20 protein-coding genes are annotated in these 20,737 nt (G+C 69.8%); 13 read left to right on the top strand and 7 right to left on the bottom strand.

Translation table 11 applies throughout. From position 1 onward, the window contains the following. The first annotated feature begins 54 nt into the window (after window positions 1-54). The gene (locus AB0L97_RS01605; RefSeq protein ID WP_356962812.1) at window positions 55-1,260 is read left to right on the top strand and encodes an acetate kinase; all 1,206 of its coding nucleotides are present in this window, start codon (window positions 55-57) and stop codon (window positions 1,258-1,260) included. On the opposite strand, the gene AB0L97_RS01600 is transcribed toward AB0L97_RS01605, so the two are convergent. From AB0L97_RS01600 to AB0L97_RS01590, 3 genes are read right to left on the bottom strand one after another with little or no spacing between them, the layout of a single operon-like run. Next, window positions 1,257-4,088, bottom strand: coding sequence for a tetratricopeptide repeat protein (locus AB0L97_RS01600; RefSeq protein ID WP_364424627.1), 2,832 nt, complete (start codon window positions 4,086-4,088; stop codon window positions 1,257-1,259). The genes AB0L97_RS01605 and AB0L97_RS01600 overlap by 4 nt on opposite strands. 7 nt (window positions 4,089-4,095) lie before the next feature. Beyond that, the gene (locus tag AB0L97_RS01595) at window positions 4,096-5,079 is read right to left on the bottom strand and encodes a glutamate ABC transporter substrate-binding protein (RefSeq protein ID WP_364424625.1); all 984 of its coding nucleotides are present in this window, start codon (window positions 5,077-5,079) and stop codon (window positions 4,096-4,098) included. Next, window positions 5,076-6,440, bottom strand: coding sequence for a hypothetical protein (locus AB0L97_RS01590; protein WP_355071578.1), 1,365 nt, complete (start codon window positions 6,438-6,440; stop codon window positions 5,076-5,078). The genes AB0L97_RS01595 and AB0L97_RS01590 overlap by 4 nt, the downstream gene beginning before the upstream one ends. A gap of 186 nt (window positions 6,441-6,626) precedes the next feature. On the opposite strand from AB0L97_RS01590, the gene AB0L97_RS01585 reads away from it, so the two are divergent. Continuing rightward, the gene (locus tag AB0L97_RS01585; RefSeq protein ID WP_356963475.1) at window positions 6,627-7,319 is read left to right on the top strand and encodes an NUDIX hydrolase; all 693 of its coding nucleotides are present in this window, start codon (window positions 6,627-6,629) and stop codon (window positions 7,317-7,319) included. Between the two features lie 9 nt (window positions 7,320-7,328). Here the strand turns inward: AB0L97_RS01585 and thiE are convergent, their stop codons facing one another. After that, window positions 7,329-8,027 carry a thiamine phosphate synthase gene (gene thiE, locus AB0L97_RS01580; RefSeq protein WP_355071580.1) on the bottom strand — a complete coding sequence of 233 codons (699 nt, stop codon included), beginning with the start codon at window positions 8,025-8,027 and terminating at the stop codon, window positions 7,329-7,331. A 56-nt stretch (window positions 8,028-8,083) separates the two neighbouring features. Here thiE and thiO point away from each other — a divergent pair, with 56 nt between their 5' ends. Genes thiO through AB0L97_RS01565 form a run of 3 tightly spaced genes read left to right on the top strand, consistent with a single transcriptional unit; the run spans window position 8,084 to window position 10,150 of the window. After that, complete coding sequence (gene thiO, locus AB0L97_RS01575; RefSeq protein ID WP_355071582.1) at window positions 8,084-9,157, top strand: glycine oxidase ThiO; 1,074 nt, start codon at window positions 8,084-8,086, stop codon at window positions 9,155-9,157. Beyond that, window positions 9,154-9,372, top strand: a complete 219-nt coding sequence (gene thiS / locus AB0L97_RS01570) for a sulfur carrier protein ThiS (RefSeq protein ID WP_355071584.1) — start codon at window positions 9,154-9,156, stop codon at window positions 9,370-9,372. Before thiO ends, thiS begins: the two co-directional genes overlap by 4 nt. Further along, complete coding sequence (locus AB0L97_RS01565; RefSeq protein ID WP_355071586.1) at window positions 9,365-10,150, top strand: thiazole synthase; 786 nt, start codon at window positions 9,365-9,367, stop codon at window positions 10,148-10,150. Before thiS ends, AB0L97_RS01565 begins: the two co-directional genes overlap by 8 nt. Window positions 10,151-10,337: 187 nt before the next feature. Here the strand turns inward: AB0L97_RS01565 and AB0L97_RS01560 are convergent, their stop codons facing one another. Continuing rightward, window positions 10,338-11,324: an aldo/keto reductase gene (locus tag AB0L97_RS01560; RefSeq protein ID WP_364424623.1), complete on the bottom strand. Its 987-nt coding sequence runs from the start codon at window positions 11,322-11,324 to the stop codon at window positions 10,338-10,340. A gap of 148 nt (window positions 11,325-11,472) precedes the next feature. Continuing rightward, window positions 11,473-11,928 (bottom strand): DUF6194 family protein, encoded by a 456-nt coding sequence (locus tag AB0L97_RS01555; protein WP_364424621.1) that lies wholly within the window; start codon window positions 11,926-11,928, stop codon window positions 11,473-11,475. 84 nt (window positions 11,929-12,012) lie between these two features. Between AB0L97_RS01555 and AB0L97_RS01550 the strand changes: the two genes are divergently transcribed. From AB0L97_RS01550 to AB0L97_RS01530, 5 genes are all read left to right on the top strand, one after another. Continuing rightward, the gene (locus AB0L97_RS01550) at window positions 12,013-12,705 is read left to right on the top strand and encodes a MerR family transcriptional regulator (protein ID WP_364424864.1); all 693 of its coding nucleotides are present in this window, start codon (window positions 12,013-12,015) and stop codon (window positions 12,703-12,705) included. A gap of 6 nt (window positions 12,706-12,711) precedes the next feature. Beyond that, complete coding sequence (locus tag AB0L97_RS01545; RefSeq protein WP_364424619.1) at window positions 12,712-12,837, top strand: hypothetical protein; 126 nt, start codon at window positions 12,712-12,714, stop codon at window positions 12,835-12,837. 93 nt (window positions 12,838-12,930) lie between these two features. After that, the gene (locus AB0L97_RS01540) at window positions 12,931-13,875 is read left to right on the top strand and encodes an ATP-binding cassette domain-containing protein (protein WP_364424617.1); all 945 of its coding nucleotides are present in this window, start codon (window positions 12,931-12,933) and stop codon (window positions 13,873-13,875) included. Then, window positions 13,875-14,636: an ABC transporter permease gene (locus AB0L97_RS01535; protein WP_364424615.1), complete on the top strand. Its 762-nt coding sequence runs from the start codon at window positions 13,875-13,877 to the stop codon at window positions 14,634-14,636. The genes AB0L97_RS01540 and AB0L97_RS01535 overlap by 1 nt, the downstream gene beginning before the upstream one ends. A gap of 498 nt (window positions 14,637-15,134) precedes the next feature. Then, a complete protein-coding gene (locus AB0L97_RS01530; RefSeq protein WP_355072121.1) occupies window positions 15,135-15,911 on the top strand; it encodes an adenylate/guanylate cyclase domain-containing protein in 777 nt (258 codons plus the stop codon). Window positions 15,912-15,932: 21 nt separating this feature from the next. Here AB0L97_RS01530 and AB0L97_RS01525 read toward each other — a convergent pair whose 3' ends face one another. Beyond that, window positions 15,933-16,091, bottom strand: a complete 159-nt coding sequence (locus AB0L97_RS01525; RefSeq protein WP_356962800.1) for a hypothetical protein — start codon at window positions 16,089-16,091, stop codon at window positions 15,933-15,935. 181 nt (window positions 16,092-16,272) lie between these two features. On the opposite strand from AB0L97_RS01525, the gene AB0L97_RS01520 reads away from it, so the two are divergent. Genes AB0L97_RS01520 through AB0L97_RS01510 form a run of 3 tightly spaced genes read left to right on the top strand, consistent with a single transcriptional unit; the run spans window position 16,273 to window position 20,731 of the window. Further along, entirely contained in the window at window positions 16,273-17,988 is a 1,716-nt protein-coding gene (locus AB0L97_RS01520) for an acyclic terpene utilization AtuA family protein (RefSeq protein WP_364424613.1), read from the top strand. Next, a complete protein-coding gene (locus AB0L97_RS01515; RefSeq protein WP_364424611.1) occupies window positions 17,985-19,136 on the top strand; it encodes an acyl-CoA dehydrogenase family protein in 1,152 nt (383 codons plus the stop codon). The genes AB0L97_RS01520 and AB0L97_RS01515 overlap by 4 nt, the downstream gene beginning before the upstream one ends. After that, window positions 19,133-20,731, top strand: a complete 1,599-nt coding sequence (locus AB0L97_RS01510; protein ID WP_355071600.1) for a carboxyl transferase domain-containing protein — start codon at window positions 19,133-19,135, stop codon at window positions 20,729-20,731. Before AB0L97_RS01515 ends, AB0L97_RS01510 begins: the two co-directional genes overlap by 4 nt. Window positions 20,732-20,737: the final 6 nt, after the last annotated feature.

Here is a 20,737-nt window from a genome sequence, read left to right as displayed (position 1 = left end):
GGTGATCGTGGTTGCCGAGCGAGTGCGACGCGACTGCGGGACACGGGAGGCGTGATGAGCAAGACGGCCGAGGGCATGGTGCTGGTGATCAATTCCGGCTCCTCGTCCATCAAATACCAGCTGGTGGACCCGGATTCGGGCGTGGTCGCGGCCTCGGGCGTGGTCGAGCGGATCGGCGAGGACGAAGGTGGGATCGAGCATCGCGCCGACGGCTCGACCACCGAGCGCCGCGAGCGGATCGCCGACCACGCCGCCGGGCTGCGACTGATCTTCGACACGTTCGCCGCGACGGGCCACGACTTGGTACGCGAAGGCGTGCGGGCGGTCGGGCACCGGGTGGTGCACGGCGGCGAGGTGTTCTACCGGCCCACCCTGATCGACGACGACGTGGTGGCCGCGATCAGCGAACTAGCCGCGCTGGCGCCGCTGCACAATCCGGCCAACGTCGCCGGGATCGAGAGCGCGCGGGCGCTGTTGCCGGGCGTGCCGCAGGTCGCGGTGTTCGACACGGCTTTCTTCCACGGCTTGCCCGCCGCCGCGAAGACCTACGCCATCGACGCCAAAGTAGCGGCCGCGCATGGCATTCGGAAGTACGGCTTCCACGGCACCTCGCACGAATACGTGTCCGGCTGCGCGGCCGACTTCCTCGGGCGTGACCCCGCCGAGCTGAACCAGATCGTCTTCCACCTCGGCAACGGCGCGTCGGCGTCGGCCATCCGTGGCGGTCGTCCGATCGATACCAGCATGGGCCTCACGCCGCTGGAAGGCCTGGTGATGGGCACCAGGTCCGGTGATCTCGATCCCGGCATCGTGGCGCATCTGGCGCGGTCGGCGCACCTGGACATCGATGCGATCGACACGCTGCTCAACCGGGATTCCGGGATCAAGGGCCTGTCCGGCGTGAACGACTTCCGCGAACTGCGCCGTCTCATCGACGGCGGGGACGAGGCCGCGCGGCTGGCCTACGACGTGTACATCCATCGGCTGCGGCGCTACCTCGGCGCGTACCTGATCGACCTGGGCGGCGTCGACGCGATCACCTTCACCGGAGGAGTCGGCGAGAACAGCCCACAGGTGCGGGCCGACGCCCTGGCCGGTCTCGGCGCGTTCGGCATCGAGGTGGATCCCGCGGCCAACACCGCGGAAAACCGTGCCGCGCGGCGTATCTCCCCGCCCGGCGCACCGGTCGCGGTGCTCGTGGTGCCGACCAACGAGGAACTGGCCATCGCCCGCGCCGCGCGGCACGTGGTCGACGGCTAGATCCAGGTCTTCGCGCGAATGAGGTTGGCCAGGTCGACGAGCGCGTAGCGATGCCTGCGGTTGGGCGCTCCACGAGCCAGCGAGCGCAGGCCCGTCTCGGCGCCCGCGCGGAGTTCGCGTTCGGTGAACGGCGCGCCGAACAGTGTGGCATCGGGACGCTTCGGCGTGTTGCCCGCCTGGAGCCACGCGAGGGCCGCGCCGAGCACCAGCACCCGCATCTGCACCGCGCGACTCTCGCCCGCGGGCAGGCTCAGCATCCGAGACGCCGAGATGTGCAGGGTGGCCTCGTCGAGATCGGCTATCGGCGCGGCGGTGAGCATCAGCAGCACCGCCGTCATCCGCGCGGTGGTGAAATGCCGTGACGCGGCGGGCACGGCGTCCAGCGCCTGCACGGCCTCGGCCACCCGCTCGTCCGCCGCCAGCTGCCTGGCCAGCCCGAAGGCGGCGCTCACCACGGTGCGGTCGGTGCGCCAGACGGTCTCGTACGCCTGCTCGGCATAGCTGCGCCACTGTTCGGGGTCCGGCGAATCCCAATGCTGGAGTATGAGTTCGGCCGTTGCGGCGAGCGCCAGCTGGGGGGCGAGTTCGCCGGGGAGCACCCGGAAGACCTCGTCGAAGTCGGTGAAGGCGCGCTCGTACTCCCGGTCGAGCAATTCGGCCATGCCCCGAAACCAGCTCACCCGCCACTCCCGTTCGGGCAGCCGCGCCAGCAAGTCAAGCACCGTGGCGGATTCGCGCAGATCGAGCCGCACGCGCGCCTCGGCGAGGGTGAGTTCCAGCTCGAGCGTCTCCGGGGCGTTGCCGGGATCGGCTTCGGCTCGCTCACGTGCGTGCCGCAGCGCCTCCAGCGCGTGGGCGGGCTCGGGATGCACGGCTGCCGAGAGCAGGGGCGCGGCCGGGTCGGCCGGATCCAGCAGCGGAATCGGCAACGCCGCCACCACATCGGGGGCGTCGAGCAGGCTGCTGCGGGGGCGGCCGTCGGTGTAGGCGTCGGTTTGACTGATCAATTCCTCGGTGCCGAAACTGGACCGCGGCGGCGTGAAGACGGTGGACAACTGCGGGTGTTCGGTCTCGGTCTCCAGCGCGAGGATCTCCCGCAGCACGCCCGACATCTGGGCGGACATCGCACGGGCGGAGGGAAGGCGGCGTTGCGGGTCCGGGTCGGTGGCGCACAGCAGCAGACGATGGAAACACTGGTAGCGAGCCAGCACCGGCTGGTCGGCTGGGTCGGGCAGGCCGTCGAGGTACCGTCCGTGCTCCGAAGGCATGTTCAAGGTGAGCACGGCCAGCGTGCGCCCCACGGTGTAGACGTCGGAGGCGACGGTCGGGCCCGTACGCGCGATCTCCGGCGCCTGGAACCCTCTGGTGCCGTAAAGGTTTCCGTACGCTTCGATGGTGGCGACGGCCCCGAGATCGATCAGTTTGACCTGGTCGTCGGTGACCATCACGTTGTCGGGCTTGAGGTCGTTGTAGGTCAGGCCGGTCGAGTGCAGGTAGTCCAGCGCGGGCAGGATCTCGAGCAGGTAGGCGATCGCCTCGGTGACCGGCATGCGCTTCGGGCGTTCGTAGGAGTCGAGGATGTCGCGCAGCGACCGGCCGCCGACGTACTCCATGACGATGTAGCCGACGGGTGTGCCGTCCGCGCCGGTGTGCTCGACGAAGTTGTAGATCTTGACGATGCTGGGGTGCGCCACCTCGGCGAGGAATTGGCGTTCGGCCATGGCGACCGCCTGCGCTTCGGCGTCACCGGCGTGCAGCAGGCCCTTCAGCACGACCCAGCGGTCGCTGACATTGCGATCGATCGCCAGATAGATCCAGCCGAGTCCGCCGTGCGCGATGCAGCCCTGGATCTCGTACTGTCCCGCCACCATGTCGCCCGGGTACAGCGTAGGACGGAAGTCGAAGGGCGCCTCGCAGGTCGCGCAGGTGCCCGCCGTGGTCGCGGGCCGGGTCGCCGTCGCCCGGCCGACCGGTTTGCCGCAGCGCCAGCAGAATCGCCTGCCTTCGGAGACGACCGCGTTGGTGAGCACGGCGTCGCGGGGATCCGCGGGCGTCACCGTCGGGATAGGCACCAGCCCGGCGCCGAGCCGCCGCACCGCAGGCCGGGTGCGCGCGGTGCGCACGCTGCGTCCGGAGGTGCGCTGCGGAGCCGACGCGGGTTCGGAATCCGTGCGTCGCGTCTGATCCGATGTCGCCGCGTACGCCGCCGTGCCCTGGGTTCCGCCCGGTTCCGGTGTCTCTTGCCTTTCGGCGGGGTCGCGTAGCCACGCGGCCGTGCTCGATGCCGTTTCCGGGCGGTTCACCTGCAATCGGGTCGCGTCCGAATCCGCCTCTTCCGCCGACTGTTCCGCATCCGCGGGCGATGGTTCGCGTTCCGTGTCCGGTGGGTTGTCCCGCGTGGGCGGCCCATGTCGCTCCGCACCGGTGCGGTCCGGTGTGTCGTCGGTGGACGAGGCCGATTCCTCGGCGTCGCGCACGGCAGGGTTCCGTGGGGTGTGCGCCTCATCGGGGGGATCAATGTCCTCGACGCGGTTCAACGCGACTGGGCCGAACGAGGTCGCCGCACGACCGATCGGCGTATACGTGGTGTGCTCGATTTCTTCGGCCGCAACCGTTTCCGGCTCGCCCACACCCGCGCGCCGCCCCGTTCCCGTGGCGTGTGCCCCCAGTTGTCGCGGGTCCGCGTGGTCTCCACGCGACGGTTTCGCCACCGCCGCGTTCTGCTGCCGCCCGGCCGCGCTGGATCCACCCTCGAACACAGCGGCCGGGCCGGGCCCTACCGCGGCGTTCTCGTCCGGGTCGGGCTCGGGGACCTGCCGTGTGCTCATCGACCCGTCAGTCCTGATACGTAGGGGCGGGTGGAGCGGGTACGGGGCCGAGAACGGTGAGATATTTCTGGTAAAGCCCGACCCAGGTGCCGTCGTTGCGGATGCGTTCCAGTGTGCCGTTGACGAAGCGGACAAGGTCGTCGTTGCCCTTGGTGATGCCGATGCCGTACGGCTCCTCGCTGATGCTGCCGCCGACCAGCTCGGTGTACGGGTCCTGCGCGGCCAGGCCTGCGAGCACGGCGTCGTCGGTGCTCACCGCGTCGACCTGGCGCTGTTGCAGCACGACCAGACAGTCGGCCCAGCTCGGCACGGTGAGGATGGTCGCGGCGGGCTGGTCGCGGCGCATGTGCTCCAGCGACGTGGTGCCCGAGACGATGCACACCCGCCGGCCCGCCAGATCGGCCAGGCTGCGGATCCCGGAGTTCTTCACCGCGAGCACCCGCTGGTTGGCGCGCAGATAGACGGTGGAGAACGTGACCTTCTCGCGGCGCTCGCAGTTGATCGTCATGGTCTTGGCGACCAGGTCGACGGTGCGGTTCTGCAACGCCGTCTCCCGCTCGGCGGAGCCGAGGCTGCGGAACTCGATCAGATCCGGGCTGCCGAGCAGATCGCGGGCCACTTCCCTGGCGATGTCGGCGTCGAAACCGACGATGGCGCCGGAGATCGGGTCACGGTAGCTGAACAGATTGCTGCCGGTGTCCAATCCGACGAGCAGCCTGCCGCGCGCCCGGATCGCGTCGATCGCCGCGCCGCGCGCGGCAGCGCCCGCTCCGGTCGGACGCAGGCTCGCGGTCGGGTCTCCGCACCGCGACGTGCCCGGCGACGGCGGGACCGGCGAATCGGTGAGCACCGGAACGGCCTTGGCAGGCAACGGGGGATCGGTGTACTTCGGCGTCTTGCCCGACACCGGCGCGCCGGAATCGCTCGCACAGCCGCTCGCCAGCGTCACTACGACGAGGGCGGCCACCAGAATGCCGCGCGCGGATCTCATCGGTACTCCCGAAGCCGGGGCCAGATGCCCAGTCCGACATAGCCTGCCGCCAGTATGCCGAGCACCATCGCGCCCGCGCCCAGGAAGTCCAGGGTGCGGGCCGCATGGGAGATCCTGTCGCGCAGCGTGTCCCTGGTGGCGGCGATGCCTTGCTCCAGCGAACGGTCCAGCGCCTCCACCTGCACGGTGACGTCCGCCGAGCCGGGTCCGGTCGCCACCACGGCCGCGCTGTTGAAATCGCCCTTCGCCAGCGCGTCGTTCATGCGCTGGTGCGCCACTCGCCAGCGCGCCAGGGCAGGCACGGCATTGCGCATCTCGTTCGCCGCGGGCGCGGAGCCGGGATACTTGCCGATCAGATCGGCCAGCCGTTCGATGTCCGCGTCGTAGGTGCGGTCGTAGTCGCCGGTCGCGTCGCGGCGCACCAATTTCAAGGTCTCCGCGGCGCGGGCCTGCTGCACCAGGATGCGGCTCTCGGTCAACCGGGAGGAGGGCACCGCGCCGTCGTCGCGAGCGCTGATCATCGCCGCCGCCGACACCGAGCCCGCGATCACCGTCCACGCGAGCAGGATCAGCATGGCCGCCGACGCGAGCACCAGTCCCGGGTTGAGCACCCGCCGCCAGCGTCGCGCCAGATCGCGCTGGACCCAGACCAGCACGCCGAGGGTGAGCAGCAGCAGGCCGATCGCGGACCACGGCGGGCGCACGTGGTTGCGCTGCGCGGCGGTCACCGCCGCCGAGCGATGATTGTGCAGTTCCTCGGCCATAGGTAGCAGCGTCGTCTGCATCTGGTTGGAGGCCTCGCTCAAATACGCGGCGCCGACCGGATATCCGCTGCGATTGTTCGTCCGTGCGGTTTCCACCAGACCGGAGTACACCGGCAGGCCGGTGACTATGCCGGTGCGCAGCCGCGCATCCGGATCGGCCGCCGCGTCGGATTGGGTGACCAATTCCGCCGACGCTTCGCCCAGTGCCTGCGTGTAGCGATCCCGCACCGCCTGCGGCTCCAGCCCGCCGGAGATGAAGGCGGTGCTCGCCGCTGCGTCGGCGATCGACAGCGAAGTGTAGAGCCGGAGCGCGGAATGCGCGTCCGGTTCGGTGTCGCGCAGCAACACATCCAGGCCCTGCTGTCGGTCACCGACCGTCGCGGCGGTCATCGAGCCCGCGGCCAGGCACAACCCGATGAGCAGCAGCCCGAGCGCGATCAGCCGTCCCGGTGAGGAATTGGCGAACGAACGCAGATTGGTCAGGTCGAGACGTTCGCGCACCACCGCGACGCTCAGGCCGCCCGGATCGTCCCGACCGGCGGGCTCGGGCGCGGACGACGGCCGGAGTTCGGCCGTCGTCGGCTCGGAGCTAGCCATGTCCACCTCCCCAGTTTGGGCCGCGTACGCGGATTTCTCGACGGCTGGACCGGATATCCGATCGATCCGTGCGTGTTGGTGCGGAGTTTATTGTGGTCGTACGGGCGCCGCGGCGTGTGAAACACCCCCGATTGGGAGGAGACGGCGGTGAGGCGCTGCCCGCGGCTGGACGAGGATGGGTACGACATGCGTGGTGACGGTGACGGTTGGTCGCGTGGCCCGGACGGATTGCGGCACTGGGGGCGCTTCGGCGCCGCCGGACTGCTGCTGCGCGCTCCGCTGGCCGATGGCGGTTCGGCGGTGCTGCTGCAACACCGCGCGCCGTGGAGTCATCAAGGCGGGACCTGGGCGTTGCCCGGCGGCGCGCGGGACAGTCACGAGACGCCCGTGCACGCGGCGGTCCGCGAGGCGTGGGAAGAGGCGGGCATCGATCCGGCCGACGTCCGGGTGCGCGGCGAGCGGGTGACAGCGTCGGCCCTGAGCGGCTGGACCTACACCACGGTCGTCGCCGACGCGGTGATGACGCTGCCGACCACCGGCAACCGCGAGAGCACCGAATTGGCCTGGGTTCCCGAGGACGACGTCGACGCCCGCCCGCTGCATCCCGGTTTCGCCGCGTCCTGGCCCACTCTGCGCGCCGCACCGGCGCGGGTGCTGCTCGCCGAACTCGGCGACGATCGAGCCGTCGCCGCCGCCCTGCCGCGCACGCTCGACCTCGCCGACCTCGGTTTCGTTTGGCTGCATTCGGATCCGGCCGGTCCGGGCGACTACGCCAGGATCGTCGACGAGCCGGGCGTGCAGGCCGCGGAGCCCGCGTCGAACGGGAACACGGCGGTGGAGACCGCGCTTTCGTTCACCCGCGGACAGGTGCTTTCCTGACCGCGGCGCTCACGCGTTCGCCAGTAGCGCCGTTTTCAGCTCACGCGCCGCGGCTTCCGGATCGCGTGCCTCGGTGATCGCGCGCACCACGACGACCCGCTTCGCCCCGGCTTCCAGCACCTGCGCCAGGTTCTCGGCGTTGATCCCGCCGATCGCGAACCAGGGCCGGGTGGGATGGGCGTCCGCGGTGGAGCGAACCAGTTCGGGGCCCGCCGCCTGCCTGCCGGGTTTGGTCGGGGTCGCCCAGATGGGGCCGGTGCAGAAGTAATCGATGTGCTCATCGATCGCGGCGAGCCCGGCCTGCGCGCGATTGTGCGTGGATCGTCCGATCACCACGTCGGGCCCGAGGATTCGGCGCGCGTACCAGGGCGGCAGGTCGCCTTGGCCGAGGTGCAGCACGTCGGCGGTGGCGGCGAGGGCGATGTCGGCGCGGTCGTTCACCGCGACCAGCCCGCCGTGCCTGCGCGCGGCGGCCTTCAGTTCGGCCAGCGCGCCGAGCTCGGCCCTGGCCTCCAGCGGGCCGAACTCGGCCTCGCCCGGTGATCCTTTGTCCCTGAGCTGGATGATGTCGACTCCGCCTGCGAACGCGGCCTCGGCGAACTTGGCCAGATCGCCCTTCTCCCGGCGAGCGTCGGTGCACAGGTACAGCCGCGCGTTCGTCAGACGCTCCCGCGGCGAGGCGGGTCGATTGGGGTGGGAGGGTTGCACGCCTTCGACCGTAGCCGCGCTACCGTGGGATGCGAAACAGGAGGCAGGTGGATCGGATGCGGACTCTGGCCGTCGTCGGTGGCGGCGCCGTGGGGCTCGCCGTGGCCTGGCGGGCCGCCGAGGCCGGTTGGTCGGCCACCCTGTTCGATCCGGCTGTCGCCACCGGGGCCTCCTGGGTGGCCGGGGGCATGCTCGCACCGCTGTCGGAAGGCTGGCCCGGCGAGGATCGGGTGCTCGAATTCGGCGCAGCGTCGCTGGCCCGCTGGCCGGAATTCGCCGCCCGGCTGGCGGACGCGACCGGCGTCTCGGTTTTCGTGGCGGACGAGACCATGACCGTCGCGCTGGACGCGGCCGACGCGGCCGACCTGCGCACCGTGGCCGATTGGGTCGGCGGACGCGGGCACGAGCTGCGCCTGCTGGACCGCGCTGGAGTGCGTGAGCGGGAACCCGGCCTGGCCAGGACGGTGCGCGCCGCGCTGCTCGCACCCGCCGAACCCGCGATCGACAACCGCAAGCTGGTCGCCGCGCTGCGGCGAGCCGCCGAGGCGGCCGGCGTCGTGGTTCGCGCCGAGTCCGTAGACTCGCTGACGGAACTTCCGCACGACCAAGTCGTGCTCGCCGCGGGAGCCGCGTCGGCGGCATTGTGGCCGGAGCTGCCGGTTCGCCCGGTGAAGGGCGAGATCCTGCGCCTGCGGCAACGGCCCGGCGTCGCGCCCGCGCCGCGCCGGGTGATCCGAGCCAGAGTGCACGGGCGCGCGGTCTACCTGGTGCCGCGCGCCGACGGAATCGTCGTCGGCGCCACGCAGTACGAGGCGGGTTTCGACACCGCGGTCACCGTCGCCGGCGTCCGCGACCTGATCGCCGACGCGGAGGCGGTCTTCCCCGGCATCGGCGAATACGAACTCGCCGAAGCGAGCGCCGGTTCCCGGCCGGGCAGCCCGGACAACCTGCCGCTGATCGGCCGGCTCACCGACCGCATCGTCGCGGCCACCGGGCACGGCCGCAACGGCATGCTGACCCTGCCGCTCACGGTGGACGCGGTGGCGAGCCTGCTCGGCGGGGCAATGCTGCCCGAAGCGGAAGTAGCCGACCCGCAACGCTTTTCGACGACTGTAGGAGGAATTCGATGACGCTGTCATCCGTCCCCATCGGTGTCACGGTGAACGGCGACGAGCACGAGTTCGCCGAGCCGCTCACCGTGCGCGAGTTGCTGGAGCGCCTCGGACTGCCGTGCCGGGGTGTCGCGCTCGCGGTGGACGGAGCCGTGTTCCCCAAGTCGCGCTGGGACGAACCGGTCGGGCGCGGCTGGCAGATCGAGGTGCTGACGGCGGTTCAAGGTGGCTGAGGCTGCGACGGCATCCGCGCGGGCCGACGCCCCGCTGCGGATCGCGGACCGGGAGTTCGGTTCCCGCCTGATCATGGGCACCGGCGGCGCGGAGAACCTCGCCGTGCTGGAGGAAGCGCTGATCGCCTCCGGCACCGAGTTGACCACCGTGGCCATGCGGCGCATCGACGCCGCGGGCGGCACTGGTGTGCTCGACCTGCTGAAACGTCTGGACATCGCGCCGCTGCCGAACACGGCGGGCTGTCGCACCGCGGCCGAGGCGGTGCTCACCGCGCAGCTGGCGCGTGAGGCGCTTGACACCAACTGGGTGAAACTCGAGGTGGTCGCCGACGAGCGCACCCTGCTGCCGGACCCCGTCGAACTGCTCACCGCCGCGGAACAACTCGTCGACGACGGCTTCGTCGTGTTGCCCTACACCAACGACGACCCGGTCCTGGCTCGCCGTCTGGAGGAGACGGGTTGCGTGGCGGTGATGCCGCTGGGCGCGCCCATCGGCACCGGCCTCGGCATCGGCAACCCGCACAACATCGAGATGATCGTCGCCGACGCGAAGGTGCCGGTCATCCTCGACGCGGGCATCGGCACCGCGAGCGACGCCGCCCTCGCCATGGAACTCGGCTGCTCCGCGGTGTTGCTGGCCACCGCCGTCACCAGGGCGAAGCGCCCCGAGTTGATGGCCGCGGCGATGGCGGACGCGGTGCGCGCCGGATACACCGCGCGCTTGGCCGGGCGCATCCCGAAGCGCTTCTGGGCCCAGGCATCGTCCCCGGGGCTGTGAGGCGTCGGGCTCGAGTCCAGAGGCTCGGGACGTCGATGACGGCTTTCGGAATCGCGTGCTCGGCCCTCACTCCGTCGGCGAACGATGGCGGCCCAGTCGCCCCCGGATCCAGCCGTTGACGGAAGCGGGTCGAGCAGGTGCCTGCCATCACTCGGTGGGGCGAGTCCGGGCGCGCTGGGTTCGGGCCTCAGCCGTTGACGAAGGTGAGGTTCGTCGCGTCGTAGCGGTCGCCCGCCACTTGCTCCGGCGGGGCGGCGGCCTCGATGGCGGCGATGTCGTCGACGGACAGTTCGATGGTCAGCGCTGCGAGGTTCTCCTCCAGGTACCGCTGCCGTCGGGTGCCGGGAATCGGCACCACGTCCTCGCCCCGGTGCTGCACCCAGGCCAACGCGAGCTGGCCCGCGGTGACACCTTTCGCCGCGGCCAGCTCGTTCAGCTCGGCGACGATCGCCAGGTTCCGTTCGAGGTTGCCGTCGGCGAAGCGAGGCTGGCTGCGCCGCACGTCGTTGTCCGCCAGGCCTTCCACCGAGTTGTACCGTCCGGTCAGGAATCCGCGCCCGAGCGGCGAGAAGGGGACCAGGCCGATGCCGAGTTCACGGCAGACCGGGAGAATCTCCGCCTCCAGATCACGCGTCCACAATGACCACTCGCTCTGCAACGCGGCGATCGGGTGCACCGCGTGTGCGCGGCGAATGGTGTCCGCGCCCGCCTCCGACAGCCCGAGGTGCCGGACCTTCCCGGCCTGTACCAGCTCGGCCATCGCGCCGACGGTCTCCTCGATCGGCACCTGCGGGTCCACCCGGTGCAGGTAGTAGAGGTCGATGTGGTCGACGCCCAGCCTGCGCAGCGATGCCTCGCATGCCTGTCGCACGTAGGCCGCGTCGCCACGGATATGAGTGGGCTCGCCCAAGCGGTTGGCGAAGCCGAATTTCGTGGCGAGCACCACCTCGTCTCGCCGCCCTGCGACGGCCCGTCCGATCAGCTCCTCGTTGTGCCCCGCGCCGTAGAAGTCGGCGGTGTCCAACAAGGTGACCCCCACGTCGAGGGCATGGTGCAGCGTCGCGATCGACTGCTCGTCGTCCGCAGCGCCGTAGCCGTGACTCATACCCATGCACCCCAGGCCCTGCGCGGAAACCGTCAGCCCACCGAGCCGCCGACTCGAAATGTCGTTCATGCTGCTACCTCCTGCACTCGAATTCGTCGGCCCCGACGCTAGGTGCTGGAGCGCGCTCCATGTCAACAGCGCGGTGCGATTCCCGCGAGTGGCACATGGTCGAAGATGTTCTCGCACTTCGCCGCAACCATGTGCCACTCGCGGCGCCTCAGCGGCGTTCGTGGCGGGAGCGGGCGAGGTCGTAAGCGGTGCGGAGGAGGGTGCGGGTGGGGGCGGTGGTCCGGGGGCCGGGGTTGATGACTGCCAGCCAGGCGGCGGATGCGTAGACCGGGTGGGGGATCACCGTATCGGTTGCGCTCGGATTGTCGGGGGTGGATCGTTCGCGGGGAGTGTGGCCGGTCCAGTGGGTGAAGGCTTCTTTTCCGGCGGCGATGTTGACGCGGAACGCATCTGGGCGGTCCAAGTCCGAACTTTCGTCGCCGGGATAGTTCTTCGTCACGATCGTCGCGAAGGGCTGGGTCGCCTTCGGTATCACCCCGTCCGGTGAGTAGTAGAAGAAGGTATCGCCCCAGCTGATCTCCGGTGAGCCGTCGCCGGGGCCGGGGCTGAGGGTGAGGACTCCGTCGAGGGTGGAGACGAAGCCGATGATCTCGTCGATGGTCACGTATTCCAGCGTTTCATTAAGGTGCTTGTGGAGACTTCGAGCAGGAGATGCATGGCAAATGGCGCGACAAGTCGCAACTCCACGATGCGCACGGCCGATGTGGCGCTGCGCGTCGGGTACTCCGTGCAGCAGATCCGCAACCTCGAACGCGACGGTGTGCTGCCGACGGCGATACGCACTGCGACCGGCTACCGCAGGTACGGCGAGGTGCATGTGCGTTCCGCACTCGCCTATCGAGCGCTGGCGGCGGGCGTCGGCCCCGTCGAAGCCAAGCGCATCGTTCGCGCCGTCCACGAGGGACCGGTACCTCAGGTACTGGCTCTGCTCGACGCAGCACATGCCCGGCTGGACCGGGAACGCACCGATCTGGCACTCGCCAAGCGGGCGGCGGAGGTGATCTCCGCCGAGCCGATCGCCGACGTGCGCCCCTCCGATGCGATGAGCGTTGCCGAACTCGCCGCCGCGCTGGGCGTGCGCCCGTCGACACTGCGGCATTGGGACGCGGAGGGACTCGTCGTCCCGGATCGCGCGACCACGCAGCGCACGCGGCAGTACTCTCCCACCCAGGTCCGGGATGCCCGGATCGTCCATCAGCTCCGCAGAGCGGGATACCGCGTCGACACGCTGAAGACCTTGATGTCCGACCTGCCGCGCGGCCACCGATCCGATGATGTCGAGGCGGCGCTGGCGGCCCGGGACACGAGCATCGCGGCTCGATCTCGCGCCCTGCTCGACGCGGCCGCCGCGCTCGCCGCCGTGTTCGCCCTCGCGGTGTAAACGCCTGTGATCCTGCCGCTCCGAACATCGGCGGCGCTGCGCGATCCGAGTGCGATCCCCGGTTACATCGCTCCGCTGCTGCGCGTCGCCGCCGAACTACTCGGCCGTTGCGACTTCGGCCTCGACCCTTAAGGGATCCTGTTTCCTGTCCTCATCCTCGAGGATGATCCAACTCGGCACTAATTACCGACGCGCGCGCCCGCGATTTGCGGAATGCTGGGCGGCATGATCGAGCTGAAAGGCCTCACCAAGCACTACGGGCAGACCGTAGCGGTGCAGGATCTGACCTTCACCGTTCGCCCCGGGCAGGTAACGGGGTTCCTCGGACCGAACGGCGCGGGTAAATCGACCACCATGCGCATGATCCTCGGCTTGGACAAGCCCACCGCGGGCACCGCCTTGATCAAAGGCAGGCCGTACCACGAGCTGGACCATCCGCTGCGCACCGTCGGGGCGCTGCTGGACGCCAAGTGGGTGCATCCGAACCGGTCGGCGCGGGCTCATCTGGAGTGGATGGCCGCCTCCAACGACATCGCCAAGTCCCGGGTGGAGGAGGTGCTGCGGCTGGTCGGCCTGTCCGAGGTTGCGGGCAAGTCGGCGGGCGGCTTCTCGCTCGGCATGTCGCAGCGGCTCGGCCTGGCCGGCGCGCTGCTGGGCGACCCGGAGGTGCTGCTGTTCGACGAACCGGTGAACGGCCTCGATCCGGAGGGCATCCTGTGGATCCGCCGCTTCATGCAGCGGCTGGCCGCCGAGGGCCGCACGGTGCTGGTCTCCAGTCATCTGCTGTCGGAGATGGCGCAGACCGCCGAGCACCTGGTTGTGATCGGGCGCGGCAAGCTGATCTCGGATTCCACCACCCAGGAGTTCATCGAACGCGCCTCGGAGCAGACGGTCCGGGTGCGCAGCCCGCAGCTCGACCAGCTGCGCAGCGTGCTCACCTCCAACGGCATGACCGTCAGGGAGGACGGCGCGAGTGCCGACGGCCCCGCGCTCATGGTGGCGGGCGTCTCCAGTGACGCGGTGGGCAAGCTCGCGGGCGAGAACAGCATCACGCTGTTCGAGCTGGCCCCGCAGCGCGCGTCGCTGGAAGAGGCGTTCATGCGGATGACCGGCGGCGCGGTGGAGTACCACGGCGAAGGCTTCGATCAGGTGATGGGAGGTGCGCTCTGATGGGCGTGCTGGCAGCGGAACGAATCAAGCTCACCTCGACCAGGTCGCCCTGGTGGTGCTCGGCGATCGTCGTCGCCCTCGCGCTGGGCATGGCCGCCTTGCTCGCCTCGGTGGCGCGCGCGTCCTACGGCACGGAAGGCGCGATCGACCTGACGGTCTCCACCGCGGTGGCCGGGATCAGCGGTTTCGGCGTGATGGTCCTGATGATCATGGCCACCCTGACCGTGACCAGCGAATACCGCTTCGGCATCATCCGGACGACGTTCCAGGCGACGCCGCACCGGGCCAAGGTCATCCTGACCAAGGCCGGGCTGGTCAGCGTGTACGGCGCGCTGCTGACCATCGCCTTGGCGTTCGTCGCCTACGTGGTGGCGAAAGCGATCAGCGGGCCGGACGCGGGTGCGGCGCTCACGCTGTCCAGCGCGGCCGACTGGCGCGAGGTCTACTCCATCCCGATCTACGCGTTCCTGTGCGTCGTCCTCGCGGTCGGCGTCGGCGTGCTGGTGCGGCAATCCGCCGCCGCGATCTCGCTGATCGTGCTGTGGCCGCTGCTCATCGAGGGATTGCTCGGTGCGTTCGGCAGCTTCGGACGCAATGTCACCCCGTTCCTGCCGTTCGCGAACGCGAACCATTTCATGAGCGCCTCCCCGTCCACGGCCAACTGGCACTGGGGACCCTGGGGCAGCCTGCTGTACTTCACCGTCTTCGTCGCGATCGTCTTCGTCGCGTCGCTGGTCGTGGTGAACCAGCGCGACGCTTGAGACGAGCTCCCTTGACGACCCGAGTCGCCTTCCCTCGCCACTCGGGTTGACGGTGCGCCGACCTTGTCGGGAGGTCCGGCGCTCCCCCCACCGCCCGTCACTGCCCGGCGGACGGTGCCCTGATCGGCCCGGTGCGAACCCTCGCGCCGGGCCGATCGTGCGTGTGAACATCGAGGAAACTATGCCCCTTGCCGGTTCCGAGACTCCTTCTCGCCCGAGTAGCCTCGGTGCGGCAACCAGCTCGTTATCCAATGCCGGGCCCGACGGTGTGCTCGCTGAGGTTCGCAGCGGAGGTGGCACATGGTGATGATCGGTAACCTGCCGACGTCGGATCGGCTGAGATACCCTCGGGGCGTGCATGAAACACCTTCCGGCGGCGCCGAGCCGGGGTCGGGGCCGGAGGCCGAGGGAGGGGTACCGCCCGAGGTGGTCATTCCGTTGGAGCCGTCCGATCCGGGCGATGCTCCCCGCCGTTCCGGCGGGTTACGGCGTGCCCAGATATCCGCGCTGGTGAACGCGGCGAATCAGCGGGCGGACCTGATCGGCGTGCTGCGCAAGGCGCGGCAGCAGCTGCCGGGTGATCCCGCTTTCGGCGACCCGCTGTCGGTTTCCGGGCCCGGCGGGGCGCGAGCGGTCGCGCGCGCGGCGGACAAACTGGTCGGCGACGCACCGAGCGCCGCGCGGGAGATCGGCTTCGGCGCCTTGCAGGTCTGGCAGGCCGCCCTGGAGCGGATGGGACGCGGTAAAGGTAGCCAAGAAGTAACTGTCATGTTCACCGATCTGGTGGCCTTCTCGCGCTGGTCGCTGTCGGCCGGTGACGAGGCCACCCTGGAACTGCTGCGCAAGGTGGCCAAGGCCATCGAGCCGCCGATCGCCGAGCGGGGCGGCCACGTGGTCAAGCGCATGGGCGACGGGGTCATGGCGGTGTTCCCCTCGGCCGACCGGGCGGTGCGCGCCGCCGTGACCGCCAAGCGCAACCTGGCCGACGTGCAGGTGCGCGGCTATACCCCGCAGATGCGGATCGGTTTGCACACCGGTTCCCCGCGTGAGATCGGGGGCGACTGGCTCGGGGTGGACGTCACCATCGCGGCCCGGGTCATGGAGGCGGGCGGCAACGGCAACACCATGCTGTCGGAGGCCACGCTCCAGGGGCTGCGGCCGGAGACGCTGGCGGAGCTGGGCTTGGCGGCCAAGCCGTATCGCCGCAGCTTCTTCGCGGCGCCACTCAACGGTGTCCCTGAGGACCTGCGAATCTTCCGGTTGTCGAGGGGCTGAGCGGCTGCCTCTCCGCTCGATCTATCCGAGCCACCAGGCCAGCGCGCCACCCGCCGCGAGGGCGGCGCAGACGGCGAGCGCGATGGACAGCGGCCGGGCCGTCCTCCAGGTGGTGTAAACGCCGCCGAGCAGGAAGCCCGCCAGGGCGAACAGAACGATCACGGTGACGTCGCTGGACACGGTGCCATCTTGCTCCAGCCCGCTCGCTCTCCCGGTGGCCGGGGCGGCGGGGCGACAATTAACAAGCACGCATGCTTGCTTTTTTCTGGCCCCGGTGTGATGCTGGTCGCGGAACGCGGACTTCACGGGTGCGGCATGCGGCTCATCCTGACGGTTCGCCGTACAGGAGGCATTCCCGCTGATGAGTATGCTGGCCGCCGACCCGGACGTGCTCCGGATCGGCAACTGTTCCGGCTTCTACGGCGACCGGCTCGGCGCCATGCGTGAGATGCTGGAAGGCGGACAGCTCGACGTCCTCACCGGCGACTATCTCGCCGAACTCACCATGCTGATTCTCGGCCGGGACCGGATGAAGGACCCGGACCTCGGCTACGCCAAGACCTTCGTCAAGCAGATCGAGGACTGCCTCGGGCTGGCGCTCGAACGCAACGTGCGCATCGTGGCGAACGCGGGCGGCCTGAACCCGGCCGGTCTGGCGCAGCGTCTGCGCAAGGTTGCCGCCGACCTCGGACTGGACGCCAAGATCGCGCACGTCGAGGGCGACGACCTCCTCGCGCGCGCCGGTGACCTCGGCTTCGGCGCGCCGCTGACCGCCAACGCCTACCTCGGCGCGTGGGGCATCGTCGAATGCCTGAACGCGGGCGCGGACATCGTGGTCACCGGCCGGGTCACCGACGCTTCGGTGATCGTCGGGCCCGCCGCCGCGCACTTCGGCTGGGGCCGAACGGATTACGACCGCCTGGCCGGCGCGGTGGTGGCCGGGCACGTCATCGAGTGCGGCACCCAGGCCACCGGCGGCAACTACGCCTTCTTCACCGAGCTCGCCGATCTGGGCAGGCCGGGTTTCCCGATCGCGGAGATCCGCGCCGACGGCGGCAGCGTCATCACCAAACACGCGGTCACCGGCGGCGCGGTCACCGTCGACACGGTCGAGGCCCAGCTCATGTACGAGATCCAGGGGGCGCGCTACGCCGGGCCCGACGTCACCTCCCGCCTGGACACCATCCGGCTCGACCAGGACGGCCCGGACCGGGTGCGGATCAGCGGCGTCACCGGTGAGGCCCCACCGCCCCGGCTCAAGGTCTCGCTGAACACCATCGGCGGCTTCCGCAACGAGATGGAATTCGTGCTCACCGGTCTGGACATCGAAGCGAAAGCGGAACTGGCGCAACGGCAACTGGAGTCCTGGCTGCCGAGCCGACCGTCCGAGCTGACCTGGACCTTGGCCCGCCTGGACCGCCCGGACGCCGACACCGAGGAGCAGGCCAGCGCACTGCTGCGCTGCGTGGTGCGCGATCCGGACCCGAACAAGGTCGGGCGCGCGTTCTCCAACGTCGCGGTGGAGCTGGCGCTGGCCAGCTATCCGGGGTGCAGCTTCACCACCTTGCCGGGCAACGGTTCTCCTTACGGCGTGTTCACGCCCGGGTTCGTCGACGCCGCCGAAGTGCCGCACACGGCGGTGCTGCCCGACGGCGCCCGCGTCGAGATCGCCCCGGCGACGGAGACGGCCGAACTCGCCGCCGTCGACGAGCCGCCCGCTCCGGAACCGCTGCCCGCCGGGGAAACGCGCCGCGCGCCGCTGGGAACCGTCGCGCTGGCACGCAGCGGTGACAAAGGCGGTGACGCGAATATCGGTGTGTGGGTGCGCACCGACGAGCAATGGCGCTGGCTGGTGCACACGCTCACCGTGGAGCGCATCAAAGAACTACTCCCGGAAGCGGCTTCGCTGACCGTCACCCGGCATGTGCTGCCCAATCTGCGGGCGCTGAACTTCATCATCGAAGGTCTGCTCGGCCAGGGCGTGGCCTATCAGGCCCGCTTCGACCCGCAGGCCAAGGGACTCGGCGAATGGCTGCGGTCTCGTCACCTCGACATTCCAGTGGAGCTGCTGACATGACGAAACTCTGGGAAACGCCGGAACGACGCGAATTGCGATCCACGGTGCGCGGATTCGTGGAACGCGAGATCCTGCCGTACCTGGACGGCTGGGAGCGCGCCGGTGAGATTCCGCGCGAGCTGCACAAGAAGGCGGGCGCGCTCGGCCTGCTCGGCGTGCAGTTCCCGGAATCCGCGGGTGGTTCCGGCGGCGACGGCGTTGACGCGATGATCGTCTGCGAGGAGATGCACCAGGCCGGTGCGTCCGGCGGGTTGTTCGCCTCCTTGTTCACCTGCGGCATCTCCGTGCCGCACATCATCGCCTCGGGCAACGCCGACCAGATCGAGCGCTGGGTGAAGCCGACGCTGGCGGGCGAGAAGATCGGATCGCTCGCGATCACCGAGCCCGGCGGCGGCTCCGACGTCGGGCACCTCACCACCACCGCGCGCCGCGACGGCGACCACTACATCGTCAACGGCGCCAAGACCTACATCACCTCCGGCGTCCGCGCCGACTTCGTGGTCACCGCGGTGCGCACCGGCGGGCCGGGCTCCGGCGGCATCTCGCTGCTCATCGTCGACAAGGACACGCCGGGCTTCACGGTCAGCCGCAAGCTGGACAAGATGGGCTGGCTGGCCTCCGACACCGCCGAACTGTCCTACGTCGACGTCCGGGTGCCGGTGGAGAACCTGGTCGGCCCGGAGAACTCCGGCTTCTACCAGATCGCGGGCGCGTTCGTCAGCGAGCGCGTCGGGCTGGCGGTGCAGGCGTATTCCAGCGCGCAGCGTTGCCTGGAACTGACGCTGGAGTGGGTGCGCAATCGCGAGACCTTCGGCCGCCCGCTGATCAGCAGGCAGGCGGTGCAGAACACGGTCACCGAGATGGCGCGTCGGATCGATGTGGCCCGCGTCTACACCCGGGATGTGGTGCAGCGCAGCGCCGAAGGCGAGACCGACCTGATCGCCGAGGTGTGTTTCGCGAAGAACACCGCGGTGGAAGCGGGCGAGTGGGTGGCCAACCAGGCCGTCCAGTTGTTCGGCGGCCTCGGTTACATGCGCGAATCCGAGATCGAGCGCCAGTATCGGGATATGCGCATCCTCGGGATCGGCGGCGGCACTACCGAAATACTGACCGGACTGGCGGCGAAGCGATTGGGGTACCAGTCATGACCATTCTGCGCAGCACCTTGGACACCGCCGCGCCCGAGTACGAGGCGGCCGCGGAGGCGATGACGGCCAAGCTCGCCGAGGTCGACGCGGAGTTCGCCAAGGCCATCGCGGGCGGTGGGCCGGACAAGCTGGCGCGGCATCGCAAGCGCGGCAAGCTGACCGCGCGCGAGCGCATCGAACTGCTCGTCGACGAGGACTCGCCGTTCCTGGAGTTGTGCCCGCTGGCGGGCTGGGGCAGCGAATTCCACGTCGGCGGCAGCACCATCGCGGGCATCGGCATCGTGGAGGGCGTCGAGTGCATGATCGTCGCGCCCGATCCGACCGTGCGCGGCGGCACCTCGAACCCGTGGACGCTGCGCAAGACGTTGCGGATCAACGACATCGTGCGGGAGAACCGGCTGCCGGTGATCTCGCTGGTGGAATCCGGCGGCGCGGACCTGCCGACGCAGAAGGAGGTCTTCGTCCCCGGCGGCCGGATGTTCCGCGACCTCACCCAGGCGTCGGCGGCGGGCATCCCGACCATCGCGCTGGTGTTCGGCAACTCCACCGCGGGCGGCGCGTACATCCCCGGTATGTCCGATCACGTGGTGATGATCAAGGAGCGCTCGAAGGTGTTCCTCGGCGGTCCGCCCCTGGTCAAGATGGCGACCGGTGAGGAATCCGACGACGAATCCCTCGGCGGCGCGGACATGCACGCGCGGATCTCCGGCCTGGCGGATTACTACGCCGTGGACGAGCAGGACGCGATCCGCATCGGCCGCTCCATCGTCAAGCGGCTGAACTGGCGCAAGCAGGGGCCCGCCCCGCGCGCCGAGGTGATCGAACCGCTCTACGACCCGGAGGATCTGCTCGGCATCGTGCCGTCGGATCTGAAGATCCCGTTCGATCCGCGCGAGGTGATCGCCCGCATCGTGGACGGCTCGGATTTCGACGAGTTCAAGCCGCTCTACGGCAGCAGCCTGGTCACCGGATGGGCCGAGCTGCACGGTTACCCGGTCGGCATCCTGGCCAACGCGCGCGGTGTGCTGTTCTCCGAGGAATCGCAGAAGGCCACCCAGTTCATCCAGCTGGCCAACAAGTCGAACACCCCGCTGCTGTTCCTGCACAACACCACCGGCTACATGGTCGGCAAGGAGTACGAGCAGAAGGGCATCATCAAGCACGGCGCGATGATGATCAACGCGGTCTCCAATTCGAAGGTGCCGCACATCTCGGTGCTGATGGGCGCGTCCTACGGCGCGGGCCACTACGGCATGTGCGGCCGGGCCTATGACCCGCGCTTCGTTTTCGCCTGGCCCAGTGCGAAATCCGCCGTCATGGGCGGTGCGCAGCTGGCGGGCGTCATCTCGATCGTCGGCCGGGCCGCCGCCGAGGCGAAGGGCCTGCCGTTCGACGAGGAGGCCGACGCCGGGATGCGCGCCATGGTGGAGGCGCAGATCGAGGCCGAATCGCTGGCGATGTTCATGTCCGGGCGGCTCTACGACGACGGCGTCATCGACCCGCGCGACACCCGCACCGTGTTGGGAATGTCCCTGTCGGCCATTCACAACGCCCCGATCAAAGGCGCCGACGGCTTCGGCGTCTTCCGAATGTGAGGCCGA

The organism is Nocardia sp. NPDC051911, assembly GCF_040681035.1.
Lineage (GTDB): Bacteria > Actinomycetota > Actinomycetes > Mycobacteriales > Mycobacteriaceae > Nocardia > Nocardia sichangensis.
Note: the sequence above shows the minus strand (reverse complement) of the source record. Positions and strands in the feature narration are given on the sequence as shown.